Annotated in this window: 18 protein-coding genes; all 18 read left to right on the top strand. The window is 41.5% G+C overall.

Going from position 1 to position 19,203, the window contains the following annotated elements; genetic code table 11:
• Window positions 1-170: 170 nt before the first annotated feature.
• The 18 genes from mnmE (at window position 171) to BIZ38_RS15885 (ending at window position 18,850) form a co-directional block, all read left to right on the top strand.
• A complete protein-coding gene (gene mnmE, locus BIZ38_RS15970; RefSeq protein WP_138618672.1) occupies window positions 171-1,535 on the top strand; it encodes a tRNA uridine-5-carboxymethylaminomethyl(34) synthesis GTPase MnmE in 1,365 nt (454 codons plus the stop codon).
• A 144-nt stretch (window positions 1,536-1,679) separates the two neighbouring features.
• A complete protein-coding gene (locus tag BIZ38_RS15965) occupies window positions 1,680-2,420 on the top strand; it encodes an isocitrate lyase/phosphoenolpyruvate mutase family protein (protein ID WP_138618674.1) in 741 nt (246 codons plus the stop codon).
• Window positions 2,421-3,005: 585 nt separating this feature from the next.
• Entirely contained in the window at window positions 3,006-3,455 is a 450-nt protein-coding gene (mioC, locus tag BIZ38_RS15960; RefSeq protein WP_187490733.1) for an FMN-binding protein MioC, read from the top strand.
• Window positions 3,456-3,884: 429 nt separating this feature from the next.
• Window positions 3,885-5,774: a tRNA uridine-5-carboxymethylaminomethyl(34) synthesis enzyme MnmG gene (gene mnmG / locus BIZ38_RS15955; RefSeq protein WP_054554801.1), complete on the top strand. Its 1,890-nt coding sequence runs from the start codon at window positions 3,885-3,887 to the stop codon at window positions 5,772-5,774.
• Between the two features lie 15 nt (window positions 5,775-5,789).
• On the top strand, window positions 5,790-6,410 hold the full coding sequence (gene rsmG / locus BIZ38_RS15950) for a 16S rRNA (guanine(527)-N(7))-methyltransferase RsmG (RefSeq protein WP_054554802.1): 621 nt from the start codon (window positions 5,790-5,792) through the stop codon (window positions 6,408-6,410).
• Window positions 6,411-6,423: 13 nt separating this feature from the next.
• Complete coding sequence (locus tag BIZ38_RS15945; RefSeq protein WP_054554803.1) at window positions 6,424-7,209, top strand: ParA family protein; 786 nt, start codon at window positions 6,424-6,426, stop codon at window positions 7,207-7,209.
• Window positions 7,210-7,229: 20 nt separating this feature from the next.
• Window positions 7,230-8,141, top strand: a complete 912-nt coding sequence (locus BIZ38_RS15940) for a ParB/RepB/Spo0J family partition protein (protein WP_187490732.1) — start codon at window positions 7,230-7,232, stop codon at window positions 8,139-8,141.
• A 159-nt stretch (window positions 8,142-8,300) separates the two neighbouring features.
• Window positions 8,301-8,681 carry an ATP synthase subunit I gene (locus BIZ38_RS15935; RefSeq protein WP_054554805.1) on the top strand — a complete coding sequence of 127 codons (381 nt, stop codon included), beginning with the start codon at window positions 8,301-8,303 and terminating at the stop codon, window positions 8,679-8,681.
• Window positions 8,682-8,696: 15 nt separating this feature from the next.
• Complete coding sequence (gene atpB / locus BIZ38_RS15930; RefSeq protein ID WP_054554806.1) at window positions 8,697-9,554, top strand: F0F1 ATP synthase subunit A; 858 nt, start codon at window positions 8,697-8,699, stop codon at window positions 9,552-9,554.
• Between the two features lie 56 nt (window positions 9,555-9,610).
• Entirely contained in the window at window positions 9,611-9,844 is a 234-nt protein-coding gene (gene atpE, locus BIZ38_RS15925) for a F0F1 ATP synthase subunit C (RefSeq protein ID WP_004335261.1), read from the top strand.
• A gap of 42 nt (window positions 9,845-9,886) precedes the next feature.
• Window positions 9,887-10,357, top strand: a complete 471-nt coding sequence (atpF, locus tag BIZ38_RS15920; protein ID WP_054554807.1) for a F0F1 ATP synthase subunit B — start codon at window positions 9,887-9,889, stop codon at window positions 10,355-10,357.
• 16 nt (window positions 10,358-10,373) lie between these two features.
• Window positions 10,374-10,907 (top strand): F0F1 ATP synthase subunit delta, encoded by a 534-nt coding sequence (gene atpH / locus BIZ38_RS15915; RefSeq protein ID WP_054554808.1) that lies wholly within the window; start codon window positions 10,374-10,376, stop codon window positions 10,905-10,907.
• A 14-nt stretch (window positions 10,908-10,921) separates the two neighbouring features.
• Window positions 10,922-12,463 carry a F0F1 ATP synthase subunit alpha gene (gene atpA / locus BIZ38_RS15910; protein ID WP_054554809.1) on the top strand — a complete coding sequence of 514 codons (1,542 nt, stop codon included), beginning with the start codon at window positions 10,922-10,924 and terminating at the stop codon, window positions 12,461-12,463.
• A 59-nt stretch (window positions 12,464-12,522) separates the two neighbouring features.
• Window positions 12,523-13,383: a F0F1 ATP synthase subunit gamma gene (gene atpG / locus BIZ38_RS15905; RefSeq protein WP_054554810.1), complete on the top strand. Its 861-nt coding sequence runs from the start codon at window positions 12,523-12,525 to the stop codon at window positions 13,381-13,383.
• 32 nt (window positions 13,384-13,415) lie between these two features.
• Complete coding sequence (gene atpD, locus BIZ38_RS15900) at window positions 13,416-14,801, top strand: F0F1 ATP synthase subunit beta (protein WP_054554811.1); 1,386 nt, start codon at window positions 13,416-13,418, stop codon at window positions 14,799-14,801.
• Window positions 14,802-14,814: 13 nt separating this feature from the next.
• Window positions 14,815-15,237: a F0F1 ATP synthase subunit epsilon gene (locus tag BIZ38_RS15895; RefSeq protein ID WP_054554812.1), complete on the top strand. Its 423-nt coding sequence runs from the start codon at window positions 14,815-14,817 to the stop codon at window positions 15,235-15,237.
• Window positions 15,238-15,509: 272 nt separating this feature from the next.
• The gene (glmU, locus tag BIZ38_RS15890) at window positions 15,510-16,868 is read left to right on the top strand and encodes a bifunctional UDP-N-acetylglucosamine diphosphorylase/glucosamine-1-phosphate N-acetyltransferase GlmU (RefSeq protein ID WP_187490731.1); all 1,359 of its coding nucleotides are present in this window, start codon (window positions 15,510-15,512) and stop codon (window positions 16,866-16,868) included.
• Between the two features lie 143 nt (window positions 16,869-17,011).
• Complete coding sequence (locus tag BIZ38_RS15885) at window positions 17,012-18,850, top strand: choice-of-anchor I family protein (protein WP_187490730.1); 1,839 nt, start codon at window positions 17,012-17,014, stop codon at window positions 18,848-18,850.
• Window positions 18,851-19,203: the final 353 nt, after the last annotated feature.

Raw genomic sequence — 19,203 nt, 5'->3', positions numbered from 1 at the left:
TGAATATAGTTATCATTTTCAATGAGTGTTTATTATTAATTAAAGCTAAATAAAGTATTACTTACATCAGACTTTTGCTACCTCATTACTCAAACAGCTATTCGCATGAAATTAAGCCATAGGTTACAATAGAGCCAGCATTCATTCTTTTATTGGCATTATTTCATCGCATGATTAATCAAGACACAATTGCAGCACAAGCGACCGCACCAGGACGTGGTGGGGTTGGTATTATTCGCGTCTCTGGTAGCTTAGCTAAAACAGTGGCAGAACAGATTATTGGCCGTTGTCCTAAAACGCGTTACGCAGACTATGTACCATTTAAAAGCTTGAGCGGTGAACAGCTTGACCAAGGTATTGCTATTTACTTCCAAGGGCCAAATTCATTTACCGGCGAAGACGTACTAGAACTACAAGGTCACGGCGGCCCTGTCGTATTAGATATGCTATTAAAAGAAATTAGCCAAATTGACGGTGTACGTTTAGCAAAACCAGGTGAGTTCTCTGAGCGCGCATTTATGAATGATAAGCTTGATTTAACTCAAGCAGAGGCAATTGCCGATTTAATTAATGCAACCAGTGAACAGGCAGCAAAAAGCGCCCTCCAATCACTGCAAGGTGAATTCTCTAAACATATTGAAACGCTGGTGGAGAAAGTCATTCACCTACGTATGTATGTTGAAGCCGCAATTGATTTTCCTGATGAAGAAATCGACTTTTTATCAGACGGTAAAGTATCAACAGATCTCAATGCCATTATTGATCAGTTAGAGAATGTAACTCAGCAAGCTAAACAAGGTAGCATCATGCGTGAAGGTATGCGTGTTGTTATTGCGGGTCGCCCTAACGCTGGTAAATCAAGCCTACTTAATGCGTTAGCTGGCCGTGATGCAGCCATCGTTACCGAAATAGCAGGTACAACACGTGACGTATTACGCGAACATATCCACATTGATGGTATGCCACTACATATTATTGATACCGCAGGCCTGCGTGAAAGCCCAGATAAAGTAGAGCAAATTGGTATCGAGCGCGCATGGGATGAAATTAACCAAGCCGATCGCGTACTATTTATGTTAGACGGCACTGATACATCAGCCACTGACCCTCATGATATTTGGCCAGAGTTTATGGCCAAGTTACCAGAGGGTATGGGTGTTACTGTGATCCGAAATAAAGCCGATATTTCCGGTGAAAATGTCGGTATGGATGAACATGATCAATATCCGGTGATCCGTTTGAGTGCTAAAAATGCAGAGGGTATAGAGTTAGTTCGTACTCACTTAAAGGCATGTATAGGTTTCCAAGGCGCCACAGAAGGTGGATTTATGGCACGCCGTCGTCACTTAGATGCACTTGATCATGCTGCCTATCATTTAAACACAGGCAAAGAGCAATTAGAGATGCATGTTGCTGGTGAGATCTTGGCTGAAGAATTACGCCTAACTCAACAGTTCTTAAATGAGATAACGGGTGAATTTACCTCTGATGACTTGCTTGGGAAAATCTTTAGTTCGTTCTGTATCGGTAAATAAATTCCGGTCATCAATATTATAAAAAGAGTCGCAAGACTCTTTTTTATTTTTAGTCCAGTAATCAATTATCAGTTCAGGGCCGAAACCAGCCAGTAATTAACCTCATATCAATTAGTCTAGCGATGTCATTAAACGGAGGACATCATGGACAAATATCAACTTTTTCACCAATTACACCACCTGCATGGGGGCTTTGTACTCGCTAATGCATGGGATCTTAGTTCAGCACAATTCATCCAAGCTGCGGGAGCTAAAGCCGTAGCAACAACCAGCTGGGGAATTGCGGCAAGTTTAGGTTTAGCTGATGGTGAAAACATCTCTTTTCAAACTCAGTTAGCGCTGGTTAAAAGCTTAACCGAACACCTTCATATTCCACTCTCTGTCGATATAGAATCAGGCTACAGTAACGATCCGCTGCAAATTAGCGAAAACATTTTAGCGTTAGCAAGATTAGGAGTTGTAGGCATCAACATAGAGGACTCAGATAAAGACACTAACGCGCTGAGATCTACCGAGCAGCAATGCACTATTATTAGTGAAATAAAGAAAGTTCTTAACGAAAATGGCTTCGGTGGTTTATTTATAAACGCCAGAACCGATACCTACTTTGTTAGTGACTCCCCTTTTCAAGCAACATTAAAGCGAGCAAAAGCGTATCAAGATGCAGGTGCTGACGGTCTGTTTGTGCCCGGCTTAACGAACATAGAGCACATAACCGGCTTAGCTAACACAATAGATATGCCATTAAATGTGATGGCAATGAGCAATTTTAACTCAGCAAAAGCCGCTTTCGCTGGTGGTGCAAAACGGTTTTCATTGGGTAATTCGCTCTATGATCTAGTCGGTAATACGATAAAAACCAGTTTAACTCAGATCGAAAACTAACTTAGCGAGCTAAAAAATCAGATCAAAACAGCTTTTAAGATCGAATTTAGCTAAAAATGTTATCCACATTTGGGGCTTTTTTAGATCTAAAGGCTGATTTGATCATAAAAAAACGCGAAAATTTGAATTTATTTTCATACAACAGCCCTTTTTGATAACTAATTCTCTTAAAAACAGCCTTTATTAGCGCTTATTTAAGTTTTTTTCGATCTGTTTTATTGATCGCAAAATGCAAACCGATCGTTATCAACAAGCGATCTATCCACAAAACGATCATACTCACTATTTTTATCAGATCTGAAAATTTAAGCGCTTACACATAATTAAAGATCAACAACTTAGCAAAGTTATACAGTTTCCAATATTTAGCTTGATCAGAACTTTCCCCAAATTTATTAACAGCTTGATCAAGGGTTTGATTTATGAATAAAAATAAAAAACCATTAAAAACAGTAAATTATAAAAAACATTGAATTAAAGCTGTCATTTTAAGCAGAAAAACTTATTCAGATCGTAATTCAACGCTTTACTCACACCCTAACTTAGTTATCATGTGGCCACTTATTTCTATACATGATCAATCACATGCAATCAGTAAATATCATCGTTGGCAGCCAAATGGGATCTGCAGAATACGTGGCAGAGCAACTAGCAGAAGCCCTTGAACAACAAGGGATCCAAGTACAGCTTCATGAACAGCCTGTATTTGATGATATTGATCAGCAAGATACTATTTGGTTGTTATGTACTTCTACATACGGCGCTGGAGACTACCCAGAGAACCTACTGCCGTTTGTTGAGTCTATTAACCAACAGGCTGATCTTAAAGGATTAAACTACAGTGTGATCGGATTAGGTGACACTAGTTACGACACCTATAATTATGCAGGCCGTAATCTAGATGAGTTATTAGCTAATAAAGGCGCAAACCGCGTGGCAGAACGCTTAGAGCTAAATATTCTTGATGAAGCATTGCCAGAAGACACGGCATTAGCCTGGTTACCAAGCTGGATCGAATCAACAGGGCTCAATTAAGCCGATCGGTATTGATCGTTGTTATAAAAGTTACCCACAATTTACTGATAATTTAGATCAGATTGTGGATAAACACTGATCTAACTGCGATTTTAACCTAGTTTATCCCTTGGATAAGATCCAATCGATATTGACCTGTGTATAAATAGCCCTTTTGATCAAAGCTTTTACGCGGGAAGATCCGATCATATTAACACCTTTAGATCTGCGGTAAGATCATGTTTTAAATAGTAAAGCGAACATTATCAACAGATCTAGCCGTTACTAGTAGTAAGAGTAATAAAAGATCTCTTTAAAAGATCCTTTATATTATTAGAGATCACCCACTTAGATCTTGAGCACTGTTTAATCATTTATCTTCTCTAAATTTCTAGGTAGAATACGCTCCCTTTACAAAGTTTTGCTGGTCGATTAAGTAGGATCCCATAAATGATTTTTCACGAACGTTTTGATGTTATTGTTGTAGGTGGTGGACATGCAGGTACTGAAGCTGCATTAGCATCTGCTCGCATGGGCATGAATACCCTATTGCTAACTCATAATATGGATACCCTTGGTCAAATGTCTTGTAATCCGGCAATTGGCGGTATTGGTAAAGGCCATTTAGTTAAAGAGATCGATGCACTTGGTGGTGCAATGGCTCAGGCTATTGATAAAGGCGGTATTCAATTTCGTACTTTAAACTCATCTAAAGGCCCTGCTGTACGTGCTACACGTGCACAAGCTGACCGTGCTTTATATAAAGCAGCTATTCAACATACTTTACAACATCAAGAAAACTTAAAGATCTTCCAACAATCATGTGACGATCTAATCGTTGAAGGTGATCGAGTAATCGGTGTTGTAACGCAAATGGGTCTTCGTTTTAGCGCGCCTTCTGTGGTTCTTACTGTAGGTACTTTCTTAGGTGGTCAGATCCATATTGGTTTAGAGAACTTCAAAGGCGGTCGTGCCGGTGATCCACCTTCAATTGCACTTGCTGAGCGTTTACGTGAATTACCTTTCCGTGTTGATCGCTTAAAAACAGGCACGCCTCCTCGTATTGATGCGCGAACTGTTGATTTTAGCAAGATGCAAGAACAGCCTGGTGATACCCCTACGCCTGTATTCTCATTTATGGGTAAACAATCGGATCACCCACAGCAGATCCCGTGTTACATTACTTATACAAATGAAAAAACACATGATGTGATCCGCAATAACTTACATCGCTCACCTATGTATTCAGGTGTAATTGAAGGTATTGGTCCACGTTACTGCCCTTCAATCGAAGATAAGATCGTACGTTTTGCTGATAAAGACAAACATCAAATCTTTGTTGAACCTGAAGGTTTAACATCATACGAATTATATCCAAATGGTATTTCTACGAGTTTACCGTTTGATGTACAGCTTGAAATTGTGCAATCAATCACTGGTTTTGAAAATGCACATATTTGTCGTCCTGGTTATGCGATTGAGTATGACTTCTTTGATCCGCGCGACTTAAAGCAATCATTAGAAACTAAGTTTATTAATGGTTTATTCTTCGCAGGCCAAATCAATGGTACAACCGGTTACGAAGAAGCTGGCGCGCAAGGTTTAATTGCGGGTATGAATGCGGCATTACAAGTACAAGGTAAAGAGTCATGGACACCTCGCCGTGATGAAGCATACACAGGTGTACTCATTGACGACCTAGCAACATTAGGTACTAAAGAACCGTATCGTATGTTTACTAGCCGTGCTGAATACCGTTTATTACTTCGTGAAGATAATGCCGACATTCGTTTAACTGAAAAAGGCCGTGAACTTGGCTTAGTTGACGATGCTCGTTGGGCTGCATTTAACGAAAAAATGGAAATCATCGAAAAAGAAACGCAACGTTTAAAAGAAACATGGATCCACAAAGATCATGTTGCTGTTGATCAAGTAAACGCGTTATTAAAAACACCACTGACTCGTGAAGCGAGCCTTGAAGATCTGATCCGTCGTCCTGAAATTCGTTATAACGACTTAATGGCAATCGATGGTTTAGGTTCTGAGTTTGATAACCAAGCTGCACTTGAGCAAGTTGAGATCCATACTAAGTACGCAGGCTATATTGCTCGTCAGCAAGATGAGATCAATAAGCAGCTACGTCATGAACAAACTGTATTACCAAAAGACTTTGATTATTCAACTGTTTCTGGTTTATCAAATGAGGTTATCGCAAAGCTTACTGATAGTCGTCCAGATACAATTGGCCAAGCGTCACGTATTTCAGGTATCACCCCTGCTGCTATTTCGCTATTATTAGTCTATCTGAAAAAGCAAGGCTTACTGCGCAAGACTGCGTAGTTGGTGAGGAATACAGTGTTACAACAACAATTAACTTCGCTGTTAGCGCAAACTGATATTGCGCTAACAGAAAAACAGCAACAACAACTTGTGCAATATGTTGAATTATTAGACAAGTGGAACAAAGCGTATAACTTAACCTCTGTTCGTTTACCTGAAGAAATGATGGTTAAACATATTATGGATAGCTTAGTTGTTGCACCACACCTTAAAGGCAAACATTACATTGATGTAGGTACGGGTCCTGGTTTACCGGGTATCGTATTAGCCATCGCTTTACCTGATACACAATTTGTATTGTTAGATAGTTTAGGTAAACGCGTACGCTTTTTGATGCAGGTAAAACATGCACTTGGTCTTGAAAATGTAACCCCAGTGCAGTCTAGAGTTGAAGAATATCAACCAAGTGTTAAATTAGATGGTGTATTAAGTCGTGCATTCGCCTCTTTACAAGATATGGTTGACTGGTGTGCGCACTTGATTGATCATTCAGGTAAATTTATCGCCTTAAAAGGCGTATTTCCGAGCGAAGAACTAGACTCATTACCTAAAGGTATTAAGTTTGATGAAAAAATCAGCTTGGAAGTACCTGAGTTAGATGCGCAAAGACATCTAATCATTCTATCTAAAGACTAGGGATCAGAGCACTGTGGCAAAAGTCATCGCATTAGCAAACCAAAAAGGTGGTGTTGGTAAAACAACCACCGCTGTGAATCTCGCGGCATCGATGGCCGCGACGAAGCGTAAAGTGTTATTAATCGATCTTGATCCGCAAGGAAACGCAACCATGGGTAGTGGTGTCGATAAATACGGTGATGTTGCGACTATTTACGATTTATTGATTGAAGAAACACCAATCGATGAAGTGATCAATAAAGAAACCTCAGGTGAGTATCACTTAATTGCTGCTAATGGCGATGTGACTGCCGCTGAAGTTAAACTAATGGAATTGTTTGCTCGTGAAGTGCGTTTACGTAATGCGCTTGAACAAATTCAAGACCAATACGATTTCATTTTTATCGATTGCCCGCCTTCACTTAACATGCTTACTGTTAATGCCATGGCTGCCGCAGATTCGATTTTAGTTCCGATGCAATGTGAGTATTATGCCCTTGAAGGTTTAACGGCATTAATGGATACCATTACGCAGCTATCTAAGCTAGTAAATCCAGCGTTAACAATTGAAGGGATTTTGCGCACCATGTATGATCCGCGCAATCGCCTTGCAAATGATGTATCAGAACAACTCAAACAACATTTTGGCGATAAAGTATATCGTACCGTTATCCCACGTAATGTCCGTTTAGCAGAAGCGCCGAGTTTTGGTGCCCCTGCCATGTATTATGACCGTGCATCAAGTGGTGCTAAAGCTTACTTAGCCCTAGCCGGCGAAATGTTACGTAGAAAAGAGAAAACATCTTCAGCAGTAGCCTAACTTCGAGGTAAAAAAATAACATGTCTGCTAAAAAACGCGGTTTAGGCCGAGGACTCGACGCTTTATTAAGTTCATCAAAACCTGCCCCAAGTGCAAATAATCAGCAACAAGCGACAGCAACACCAGAGCAAGTCTCTGAAGTAGTTGCAGAGCAAAGCAAAGGTGAACTGCAAAAATTAGCGATTGAGTTTTTACAATCGGGTAAATATCAACCGCGTAAAGACATGTCTGAAGAAGCGCTAGAAGAGTTAGCCAGCTCAATTCGTGCTCAAGGCATCATTCAGCCAATTGTTGTGCGCCAAATTGGTGCAGACAAATATGAAATTATTGCTGGTGAACGTCGTTGGCGTGCTGCTCAACTTGCAAAATTAGATGCTGTTCCATGTATCATCAAAGATGTACCAGATGAAGCAGCCGTTGCGATCGCATTGATTGAAAATATCCAACGTGAAGACCTAAACGCGATGGAAGAAGCGATTGCATTGAATCGTTTACTTAACGAATTTGAACTCACTCATCAACAAGTCGCCGAAGCAGTTGGTAAATCGCGTACGACTGTGACTAATTTACTACGTCTAAATAACCTTAACGAAGATGTTAAAATCTTGTTAGAACATGGCGACATCGAAATGGGTCATGCACGTTGTTTATTGGCACTTGAAGGCGAAGCGCAGTCAGATGCTGCTAGATTAGCGGTTGCTAAAGCGTTGACTGTTCGTGAAACTGAGAAATTAGTTCGCTCTATTTTAGAACCAGCTCCGAAAAAAGAAGTGCAAGAAAAAGATCAGGATGTCAAACAGTTAGAACAAAAACTTGCTGAAAATTTAGGCGCCAAAGTAGAAATAAACTACAATAAAAAAGGCAAAGGCAAACTGGTTATCTCTTATACAACTCTTGATGAGTTGGATGGCATTTTAAGCCGTATAAATTAAGACTATTCCCGTCATTAATTAATAACATGTCCAAAAAGAGACATTTGTGGTGTTTTTGCACTACAAAGGGTCGACTCAAGTTGCAAAACTGGTAGGAATCAGTATAATTTCGCCAGTTTTCATACCCTGACAATTTAACGTTCTAAAGGTTAACAAAACGTGACTAATAGGTTAGCAAGGCCGTATAGGCTTGCCGCATTTAAATTAATTTGTCTTCAGGGTATCGTAGCATTAATCGCTGCAGTAATTGTTTTTATAGGTTGGGGAGTCAATGCCGGCCAGTCAGCGCTTGCTGGCGGAGCTGTTGCACTACTCCCTAATTTTGTATTTGCTGTCTATGCATTCCGTTATATGGGTGCAAGTCGAGTAAATCAAGTGTATGCCTCGCTAAAGCGCGGCAACGGATTAAAATTTATGCTAACAATCGTTTTGTTTGCACTGATACTGAAGTCTTACACGGTCGTTTTATTACCGTTTTTCTGTGTTTATGTATTGGTGTTATTTAGCGGATTGTTTGCGCCCGTTTTTTTTAATCATTAACTTTTGGGATATAACATGGCTGCAGAAGAAGTAACTCTATCAAGCCATATTCAGCACCACTTAACTAACGCTAAGATGTGCTCGACCGACGCTGGTCTTGCCTTCAACAAAGCGTGTGCAGACAGTGGTTTCTGGACATGGAATATAGATACCCTCGCATGGTCAATCGGTCTAGGTCTTGTATTTTTATGGATCTTCCGTAGTGCCGCTAAGAAAGCAAATACCGGTGTACCTGGTAAATTTCAGTGTTTCATTGAAATGATCGTTGAGTTCGTTGGCGACAACGTACGTGACACATACCACGGTAAAAGCGCATTAATCGCTCCATTAGCTCTAACGATTTTCGTTTGGGTGTTCTTAATGAACTTAATGGACTTGATTCCGGTTGATTTCCTACCTGCATTCGCTGGCTTCGTTGGCGAGCAAGCATTTGGTATGGATTCTCACGATGTTTACATGAAGATTGTACCTACAACAGACATCAACATGACTGCTGCACTTGCTATTGGTGTATTCATTCTGATGATCGGTTACGCAATCAAAATCAAAGGGATTGGCGGATTCTTAGCTGAATTAACCCTTCACCCGTTTAGCTCTAATAACAAGCTAGCGATGGTGTTCTTAATCCCATGTAACTTATTACTAGAAACAATCGCTTTAGTTGCTAAGCCGTTCTCGTTAGCACTGCGTTTATTCGGTAACTTATATGCTGGTGAGTTGATTTTCATCTTGATCGGCGCAGTTGGTTTAATGCAACTACCGTTGCACTTTATTTGGGCTGTATTCCACATCTTAGTAATCGTACTGCAAGCATTCGTATTCATGATGCTTACAATCGTATACCTAAGCATGGCAAGCTCAGATAATCACTAATTTTTTACACTTTTAAAATTTAATTTTAATTTACAATTGAAACTTTGGAGAAAAAAATGGAACTAGTATTAGGTCTTAAGTATATCGCTGTTGCTCTACTTATCGGCTTCGGTGCAATCGGTACTGCAATCGGCTTCGGTAACATGGGTGGTAAATTCCTAGAAGCTTGTGCTCGTCAACCTGAACTTGCACCTTCATTACAAGTTAAGATGTTCATCCTTGCTGGTCTAATCGATGCCGTAGCTATGATCGGTGTTGGTATCGCAATGGTATTGTTGTTCGTACTTTAATATTATTTTTTGAACAGCTTACTATTTTAAGGAGGAGCGGTCGTGAACTTAACAGCCACTCTTATCGGTGAATTAATTGCATTTACGGTTTTCGTACTTTTCTGTATGAAATACGTATGGCCACCACTAAATGGTGCAATTGAAGCTCGCCAGAAGAAAATCGAAGATGGTTTAGCTGCCTCTGATAGAGCCGAAAAAGACTTAGAACTTGCGCAAAAGAAAGCTGCTGAGCAGCTTAAAGAGGCAAAAGCTCAAGCGGCTGATATCATTGAACAAGCTAAAAAGCGTGCCACGCTAATCGTTGACGAAGAAACTGTTCGTGGTCAACAAGAGCGTGAAAAAATTATTGCTCAAGGGCACTCTGAAATCGAAGCAGAGCGTAACCGTGTGACAGAAGAACTACGTAAACAAGTAGCGACGCTGGCAGTGGTTGGTGCTGAGAAGATTTTAGAGCGCGAAATCAATCAAGCCGCACACAGTGACATCGTTGAAAAACTTGTCGCTGAGCTGTAATTAGGAGGGTATGAGCATGTCTGAATTGGCTACTATCGCTCGCCCATACGCTAAAGCGGCTTTTGAACTTGCCGTTGAAAAAGGCACTGTTGAAAGTTGGAACGACATGCTGTTCTTTGCTGGCCATGTTGCCAGCAACGAGCAAGCCGCTGCCGCGCTAGCTGGATTGCCTACTGCTACTGAACAAGCAGATCTGTTTATCAAGATCTGTGCAGAGCAGCTCAACGAACAAGGTCAGAACCTAATCAAGGTGATGGCTGAAAATGGACGTTTAGTTGCACTGCCTGCTGTTGCTGAGTTATTCGCTGAATTTAAAGCGGACTACGACAAAGAAATCGACGTTGACGTGATTTCTGCAACACCGCTTGCTGCTGAGCAGCAAGCAACATTGGTAGCGGCACTTGAAAAACGTTTCGCACGCAAAGTTAAGCTGAATTGTAGTGAAGATACTACAGTTGTTGGCGGTCTTATCATTAAGGCGGGTGACACTGTAATCGACGGCTCAGTACGTGGCAAATTAGCCCGCTTAGCTACATCACTACAATCGTAATTGGGAAAAAGAGCATGCAACTTAATTCCACTGAAATTTCAGATCTGATCAAACAACGTATTGAGCAGTTCGAAGTTGTAAGTGAAGCTCGTAACGAAGGTACTATCGTATCTGTTACTGACGGTATCATCCGCATCCACGGTCTTGCTGACTGTATGCAAGGTGAGATGATCGAGCTTCCTGGCAACCGTTATGCTATCGCACTAAACCTTGAGCGTGACTCAGTAGGTGCTGTAGTAATGGGTCCTTACGCTGACCTTAAAGAAGGCGTAAAAGTTAAATCAACTGGTCGTATCCTAGAGGTTCCTGTTGGTCGTGGTCTACTTGGTCGTGTTGTTAACACACTAGGTGCACCTATCGACGGTAAAGGCGCTTTAGATAACGACGGTTTTGAACCTGTTGAGAAAATCGCACCAGGCGTTATCGAACGTCAATCAGTAGATGAGCCAGTACAAACTGGTTATAAATCTATCGATGCGATGATCCCAGTAGGTCGTGGTCAACGTGAGCTTGTGATCGGTGACCGCCAAACTGGTAAAACTGCATTAGCAATCGATGCTATCATCAACCAAAAAGGTACAGGCGTTAAGTGTGTGTACGTTGCAGTTGGTCAAAAAGCATCTACTATCGCTAACGTAGTACGTAAATTAGAAGAGCACGGTGCATTAGAAAACACGATTGTTGTTGTTGCATCTGCTTCTGAATCTGCGGCACTTCAGTACCTAGCACCATTCTCTGGTTGTACTATGGGTGAATACTTCCGTGACCGTGGTGAAGACGCGCTAATCGTATATGATGATTTATCTAAGCAAGCTGTTGCTTACCGTCAAATCTCATTACTACTTAAGCGTCCACCAGGCCGTGAAGCATACCCAGGTGACGTATTCTACCTTCACTCACGTCTTCTAGAGCGTGCATCACGTGTAAACGCTGATTACGTTGAGAAGTTCACTAATGGTGAAGTGAAAGGTAAAACAGGTTCATTGACGGCATTGCCAATCATTGAAACTCAAGGCGGCGACGTTTCTGCGTTCGTACCGACAAACGTTATCTCTATCACCGATGGTCAGATCTTCTTAGAAACTGACTTATTCAACTCAGGTATCCGTCCAGCTGTTAACGCTGGTATCTCGGTATCTCGTGTTGGTGGTGCAGCGCAAACTAAAATCGTTAAGAAACTAGGTGGTGGTATCCGTCTAGCGTTAGCTCAGTACCGTGAATTAGCTGCGTTCTCGCAGTTCGCGTCTGACCTTGACGATGCAACACGTGCTCAATTAGAGCATGGTGAGCGCGTAACAGAGCTAATGAAGCAGAAACAGTACGCACCAATGTCTGTTGCTGAAATGTCTCTGTCGCTATTTGCTGCTGAAAAAGGCTACCTAAAAGACATCGAAATCGCGAAAATCATGGATTTCGAAGCTGGCCTAATTTCTTACGCAAACAGCACATACGCAGAGCTAATGGCTCAAATCAATGAAACTGGTAACTACAACGCTGAGATTGAAGCTCAACTTAAAGAACTTCTAGAGAAGTTCAAGTCGACGCAAACTTGGTAATTTAGTTATGAATGGTGAGCTTTAGGCAACTAAAGCCCACCTGATTCGGAGAGAGAGTCATGGCCAGCGGAAAAGAGATTAAAAGCAAGATCGGGAGTATCAAGAATACTCAAAAGATCACCAGCGCAATGGAAATGGTTGCTGCGTCTAAAATGAAAAAAGCGCAGGAACGTGTGGCGTCAAGCCGTCCATACGCTGAAAACTTACGCCAAGTGATTGGTCGTGTTGCTCAAGCAAATCTTGATTTTACTCACCCTTTCTTAGAAGAGCGTGAAGTAAAACGAGTTGGTTATATTGTTATCTCTACTGACCGTGGTCTATGTGGTGGCTTGAACTCAAACGAGTTCAAAAAAGTTGCCCTTGATGTTAAAGCGTGGAAAGAAAAAGGCGTTGAAGCTGAATTTACTACTTTAGGTAGCAAAGCAGCTGGCTTTTTCCAACGTTTTGGCGGTAAGTTAGTCGCTAAAAAAGCGAACTTAGGAGATACACCTTCACTACAAGACGTTATTGGTCCTGTAAAGACAATGCTAGATGCATACTCTGAAGGTAAAATTGACCGCTTATACGTAGTATTTAACAAGTTCGTTAATACTATGAAGCAAGAGCCAACAATCGATCAGTTACTCCCTTTGCCAAAAGCTGAAGAAGAAGTATCTCAACATTCTTGGGATTACTTATATGAGCCAAACCCAGAAGCGATTTTAGAAGCTCTGTTAGTACGCTTTATTGAGTCTCAAGTATACCAAGGTGTAGTTGAGAACGCTGCCTCTGAACAGGCTGCCCGTATGGTTGCAATGAAAGCTGCAACTGATAACGCTGGCGACCTTATGGATGAGTTACAGCTTGTTTATAACAAGGCTCGTCAAGCTGCAATCACACAAGAAATTAGTGAGATTGTTGGCGGTTCGGCAGCAGTTTAACGCTTCGGCAAAGTTTAATGAGAGGAATAGACATGAGTTTAGGTAAGGTCGTCCAAATTATCGGCGCCGTTGTGGATATCGAATTTCCACAAGACAACGTGCCAGCCGTATATGACGCACTAAAAGTAACAGATGGCGACTTAGCTGGTTTAACTTTAGAAGTTCAACAACAGCTAGGTGGCGGTGTGGTACGTGGTATCGCACTTGGTACTACTGACGGTTTACGTCGTGGTACTGCAGTAGAAGGTACAGGTCAGCCAATCCACGTTCCAGTAGGTACGAAGACACTAGGTCGTATCATGGACGTATTAGGTAACCCTATTGATGAAGCTGGTCCAATTGGTGAAGAAGAGCGTATGTCTATTCACCGTGCAGCACCTTCTTATGAAGAACAATCAAGTTCAGTAGAACTTTTAGAGACTGGTATCAAGGTAATCGACCTTGTATGTCCATTCGCTAAAGGTGGTAAAGTTGGTCTATTCGGTGGTGCCGGTGTTGGTAAAACCGTAAACATGATGGAACTTATCCGTAACATCGCAATCGAGCACAGCGGTTACTCAGTATTCGCAGGTGTTGGTGAGCGTACTCGTGAGGGTAATGACTTCTACCATGAGATGAACGACTCAAACGTACTAGACAAAGTATCTCTAGTATACGGTCAAATGAATGAGCCACCGGGTAACCGTTTACGCGTAGCGTTAACTGGTCTTACTATGGCTGAGAAGTTCCGTGACGAAGGTCGTGACGTACTTTTCTTCGTTGATAACATCTACCGTTATACTCTAGCGGGTACAGAGGTATCAGCACTTCTAGGTCGTATGCCTTCAGCAGTAGGTTACCAACCAACTCTTGCTGAAGAAATGGGTGTACTTCAAGAGCGTATCGCATCTACTAAGACGGGTTCAATCACTTCAATCCAAGCGGTATACGTACCTGCGGATGACTTAACTGACCCATCTCCAGCAACAACGTTTGCTCACTTAGATGCAACAGTAGTACTTTCTCGTGATATCGCTTCACTTGGTATCTACCCTGCGGTAGACCCACTTGATTCATCTTCACGTCAACTTGACCCATTAGTAATCGGTCAAGAGCACTACGATACAGCGCGTGGCGTTCAAACAGTTCTTCAACGTTATAAAGAACTTAAAGACATCATCGCAATCCTAGGTATGGACGAGCTTTCTGACGAAGATAAGCAAGTTGTATCTCGTGCACGTAAAATCCAGCGTTTCCTATCTCAGCCGTTCTTCGTTGCTGAAGTATTCACAGGCGCGCCTGGTAAATACGTGTCACTTAAAGACACAATTGCTGGCTTCAAAGGTATCTTAAACGGTGAGTTTGATGATATGCCAGAGCAAGCGTTCTACATGGTTGGCTCTATTGAAGAAGCTCAAGAAAAAGCCAAAAGCATGTAATTAGGAGGGTAGTATGGCGGCTATGACTGTACATCTTGACGTAGTAAGCGCAGAAGAGAGCTTGTTCTCTGGTCTGGTTGAATCGATTCAAGTGAGTGGTAGTGAAGGTGACCTTGGTGTTAACTATGGTCACGCTCCATTATTAACTGCCCTAAAACCTGGTATGGTACGTTTAGTTAAGCAATTTGGTCACGAAGACGTGATGTATATTGCTGGCGGCACGCTAGAAGTTCAACCGGATCGCATCACGATTCTTGCAGATACTGCAGTACGTGGTGAAGACCTAGACGAGCAAGCGGCTGAAAAAGCTAAACGTGATGCTGAAGAGCAAATGGCGAATACGTCAACTGCTGAGTTAGATTATCAACAAGCTGCAGTGCAACTTGCTGAAGCAATCGCTCAACTTCGCGTAATTCAACAATTACGTAAAAAGTAAGCCTACTCGGTTTTCGAAAAGCCCACTTAACGTGGGCTTTTTTGTGCCTAAAATTCACCGCTTAGCGCCCTACTTTATATTTATACTTATATCCTTCATCAAAGCTCGCTACAATAGTGTAAATTAATAGTGAATAGCTGTTTCATTCAAGGTTCAGTCCAATGCATTAGGATTGCGTATTTACACATGATGTGACTTACACAACTTTGTATGTTTCCCAGAACTCACAAAATATTGCACACCTAAAACAAAGAAAGAAGGATATTGTTTTAATGTCTCTGACTACCGTTATTCTTGCTGCGGGTAAAGGCACCCGTATGCGCTCTGCTCTACCTAAGGTATTACACAAAGTTGCTGGCAAACCTATGGTTCAGCACGTTATTGATAATGCCACTGCCCTTGGCGCTCGTGAAACAAATCTTGTTTATGGTCATGGCCGTGAGCAGCTTCAAGAAGCCCTATCGCACAACCAAGTAAACTGGGTATTACAAGAAGAACAACTCGGTACGGGTCATGCTGTTGCTGTTGCTAAAGAACACATTGCCGATGATGACACCGTATTAATTCTCTATGGTGATGTGCCACTAACAAAACGCGCGACCTTAGAAAAGCTACTTGCTGCAACTCCAGAAAAAGGTTTAGCGGTGTTAACGGTTACCTTAGATGACCCATCAGGTTATGGCCGAATGATCCGTGAAAATGGCAAGCTAGTAGGTATTATCGAACAAAAAGATGCTTCACCTGAGCAACTTGCGATTAAAGAAATCAATACCGGTATTATGGCTGCTAATGGAGCGCTACTTAAACGTTGGTTAGGTAACTTATCTAACAACAATGCCCAAGGTGAATACTACCTAACAGATATTGTTGCTATGGCACACAGTGAAGGTGTTGAAATTACTTCTGCACAGCCTGAGCATCCGATGGAAGTTGAAGGTGCGAATAATCGCGTACAACTTTCAGCGCTTGAACGTGCATACCAAGCATGGCAAGCAGAAGAGCTAATGCTAAACGGCGCAACACTTGCTGATCCTGCTCGTATTGATGTACGTGGTGAAGTAACGACTGGCGAAGACGTACTGATCGACGTTAATGTTATTTTCGAAGGTAAAGTAACTCTGGGTAATAACGTACAAATTGGGCCAAATTGCGTACTTAAAGATTGTACTATCGGCGATAACGTTGTTATTAAAGCTAACTCACTTGTTGAAGAAGCCAGCGTTGCTGCTAAATGCACTTTAGGCCCATATGCCCGCCTTCGCCCTGGTGCGATTATGGAAGAAGACTCGCACATTGGTAACTTCGTTGAGATGAAAAAGACTCGCTTAGGCAAAGGCTCAAAAGCAAACCACCTAACCTACTTAGGCGACACTGACGTTGGCGAAAAAGTTAATATTGGCGCAGGTACTATTACTTGTAACTATGATGGCGTAAATAAATCAAAAACCATTATTGGTGATAACGCCTTTATCGGTTCTAACTCATCACTGGTGGCCCCTGTGAATATTGGCTCAATGGCAACGATTGGCGCAGGTTCTGTTATCACTAATACTGTTGAAGATGATCAGCTTGCAGTCGCTCGTGGTAAACAACGTAACCTTACTGGTTGGAAGCGCCCAACTAAAAAGTAATGAGCTACCCTACTAATTTATAAATAAAAAGCGACTTTATACTCGCTTTTTTTATGACTAAATTTTGTTCTCATAAAAGTGCCATATAGTTGTAATGCCTGCGTGTTGTAATTGCCTCAATACAACTCCAAGGAAAAATAATAATGTTAAAAAGATCAATTATTGCGCTATCACTTTTAACCATTCTTTCTGGCTGCTCATTAGACGGTGACGACGGCAAAGACGGCCTACAAGGTGAACAAGGTCCTGCAGGTCAAAATGGTACTAATGGAACTGATGGGGTTAATGGCACCGATGGTGCAAACGGAACTGACGGAGCAAATGGTACAGATGCAAACGCTGCTTTAACTATAAATCTTATCGGCCGTGCAGTGCTGAACGCAGAAAGCCCTGAAGGTGCTGCGGAAATTGTTGCTTACCAAGCATCTAAACAACGAATATTTGCTATCAATAGTTCCGGTGATTCTGCGGTCGTTAATATCATGAAAGCCGATAGCTTTGACCGTGCAGCTTTAGTTAAAGATAACGAAGGGGTTCTAAACGGCACTAATTTAACCTCAGAGATTACCCTTGCACTTAATGAGCACAGTGTGGGTGATGCGAACAGTATCGCGATTGATGCTAATAATGAACTTTTAGCCGTTGCAATGGCAGCTAGTAATACCGGTGATGCAGGTTTAATCGCATTTTATGATATTAGTGGCGACGAGCCTCAGTTTATTAAAAATGTCACTGTAGGCGCCCTGCCCGACATGGTTACTTTTAGCCATGATGGCAATAAAGTACTGGTTGCAAATGAAGGTGAACCTAATGGTGACTATAGCATTGACCCTGAAGGCTCTATCAGCATTATTAATATTAATGATGGTGTAATTGCAGATACTGCTATTAGCATTACTTTTTCGGCTTATAACGACAAACAAGCAGAGCTTGAAGAACTTGGGATTGTATTTGCTAACCCGACAGGTCGAACAATCAACGGTAACTTGATTAATACAACCGTAGCAATGGATTTAGAACCTGAATACATCAGCGTTTCGAAAGACAATAAGTTTGCCTACGTCTCACTACAAGAAAATAACGCCCTTGCTATCGTCAACCTTGAAGATAATAGCCTAGAGCTTAAAGGATTAGGTTTTAAAGATTGGTCCAATTTACTTTTTGATGCATCTGATAAAGACGGTGGCGTTAACTTTAAATCGTACCCTGGTCTCTATGGCATGTATCAACCAGATACGATTTCAAGCTTTACTTGGAAAGGTGCTAACTTTATTGTCACAGCGAACGAAGGTGATGCACGAGAATACTTCTTTGATACAACCGACGAAGCTGATTGTTTCGCAAAAGGTGGTCTAGATTACGATGAAGATGATGGTTGTTTATCATATATAGATGAAACTAGAGCTAAAGACTTAACACTGGTAAGCAATTTTGACTACCTGAACAATGACAACAGTGATATTGGCCGTTTAAAAGTAACCACTGTTAAAGGTGATGAAGATAATAATGGCGAATATGAATCACTCTATGCATATGGTGCTCGCTCTTTTACCATCTGGGATAGTAACGGCATGGTGGTTTTTGACTCGGGCGATCAAATCTCACGTATTACTGCATCAGTTCACGGAGCAGCATTCAATAATAACGAAGATGAAAATGAAGGTGATAGTCGCTCTGATGACAAAGGTGCAGAACCAGAAGCGTTAGCACTGGGTACGATTGGCGAACGTACATTTGCATTTATTGGTTTAGAGCGTATGGGTGGCATTATGGTGTTTGATATTACTAATCCATACAATGTGACATTCCAAGATTACTTTTTTAATCGTGGCCTAGAAGCTGATGCAGATATAACAGGTGATCTTGCTCCTGAAGGTATGGCATTTATACCTGCAGAACAAAGTGCAACGAATGAAGCATTGCTAGTTGTCGGTAATGAAATTTCGGGTTCAATCGCTGTTTGGGAAATTTCTACTAACTAATCCGCCTTATAAAAATAAAAAGCGACATAGCTAATTTAATGTATGTCGCTTTTTCTATGCCATTTTATCCTCACAAAAATGACTGCTTTTTGAGCTAAAACCCCTCTGTAACCCTTTATTTGTATGGTTATTGCACTAATTTGAAAATATTCAAAAAAACCTTCAAAAAGTGCTTGCGTTAATTCTTCGTATCCCTATAATGCGCATCCACTGACACGGCGGGCAGCAATGAAAAGGGCTGAACAAAGTGACAGAGAGTTAAGTAAAACTTCGGTTTAAAACGGTCTAAAAAGAAAGTTTAAAATTAAGTGTTGACTCGAAAAATTAAGGATGTATTATACGCATCCCTAGCG

The organism is Pseudoalteromonas sp. BZK2 (assembly GCF_014349195.1).
Lineage (GTDB): Bacteria > Pseudomonadota > Gammaproteobacteria > Enterobacterales > Alteromonadaceae > Pseudoalteromonas > Pseudoalteromonas simplex.
This window is presented reverse-complemented; position numbering and strand designations above follow the sequence as displayed.

Coding starts and splice junctions, on each gene's coding strand:
- atpD (WP_054554811.1), top strand. CDS start 13,416: ATGAGTTTAGGTAAGGTCGTCCAAATTATCGGCGCCGTTGTGGATATC.
- atpB (WP_054554806.1), top strand. CDS start 8,697: ATGGCTGCAGAAGAAGTAACTCTATCAAGCCATATTCAGCACCACTTA.
- mnmE (WP_138618672.1), top strand. CDS start 171: ATGATTAATCAAGACACAATTGCAGCACAAGCGACCGCACCAGGACGT.
- mioC (WP_187490733.1), top strand. CDS start 3,006: ATGCAATCAGTAAATATCATCGTTGGCAGCCAAATGGGATCTGCAGAA.
- BIZ38_RS15895 (WP_054554812.1), top strand. CDS start 14,815: ATGGCGGCTATGACTGTACATCTTGACGTAGTAAGCGCAGAAGAGAGC.
- atpG (WP_054554810.1), top strand. CDS start 12,523: ATGGCCAGCGGAAAAGAGATTAAAAGCAAGATCGGGAGTATCAAGAAT.
- glmU (WP_187490731.1), top strand. CDS start 15,510: ATGTCTCTGACTACCGTTATTCTTGCTGCGGGTAAAGGCACCCGTATG.
- atpH (WP_054554808.1), top strand. CDS start 10,374: ATGTCTGAATTGGCTACTATCGCTCGCCCATACGCTAAAGCGGCTTTT.
- mnmG (WP_054554801.1), top strand. CDS start 3,885: ATGATTTTTCACGAACGTTTTGATGTTATTGTTGTAGGTGGTGGACAT.
- atpE (WP_004335261.1), top strand. CDS start 9,611: ATGGAACTAGTATTAGGTCTTAAGTATATCGCTGTTGCTCTACTTATC.
- BIZ38_RS15965 (WP_138618674.1), top strand. CDS start 1,680: ATGGACAAATATCAACTTTTTCACCAATTACACCACCTGCATGGGGGC.
- BIZ38_RS15885 (WP_187490730.1), top strand. CDS start 17,012: ATGTTAAAAAGATCAATTATTGCGCTATCACTTTTAACCATTCTTTCT.
- BIZ38_RS15940 (WP_187490732.1), top strand. CDS start 7,230: ATGTCTGCTAAAAAACGCGGTTTAGGCCGAGGACTCGACGCTTTATTA.
- atpA (WP_054554809.1), top strand. CDS start 10,922: ATGCAACTTAATTCCACTGAAATTTCAGATCTGATCAAACAACGTATT.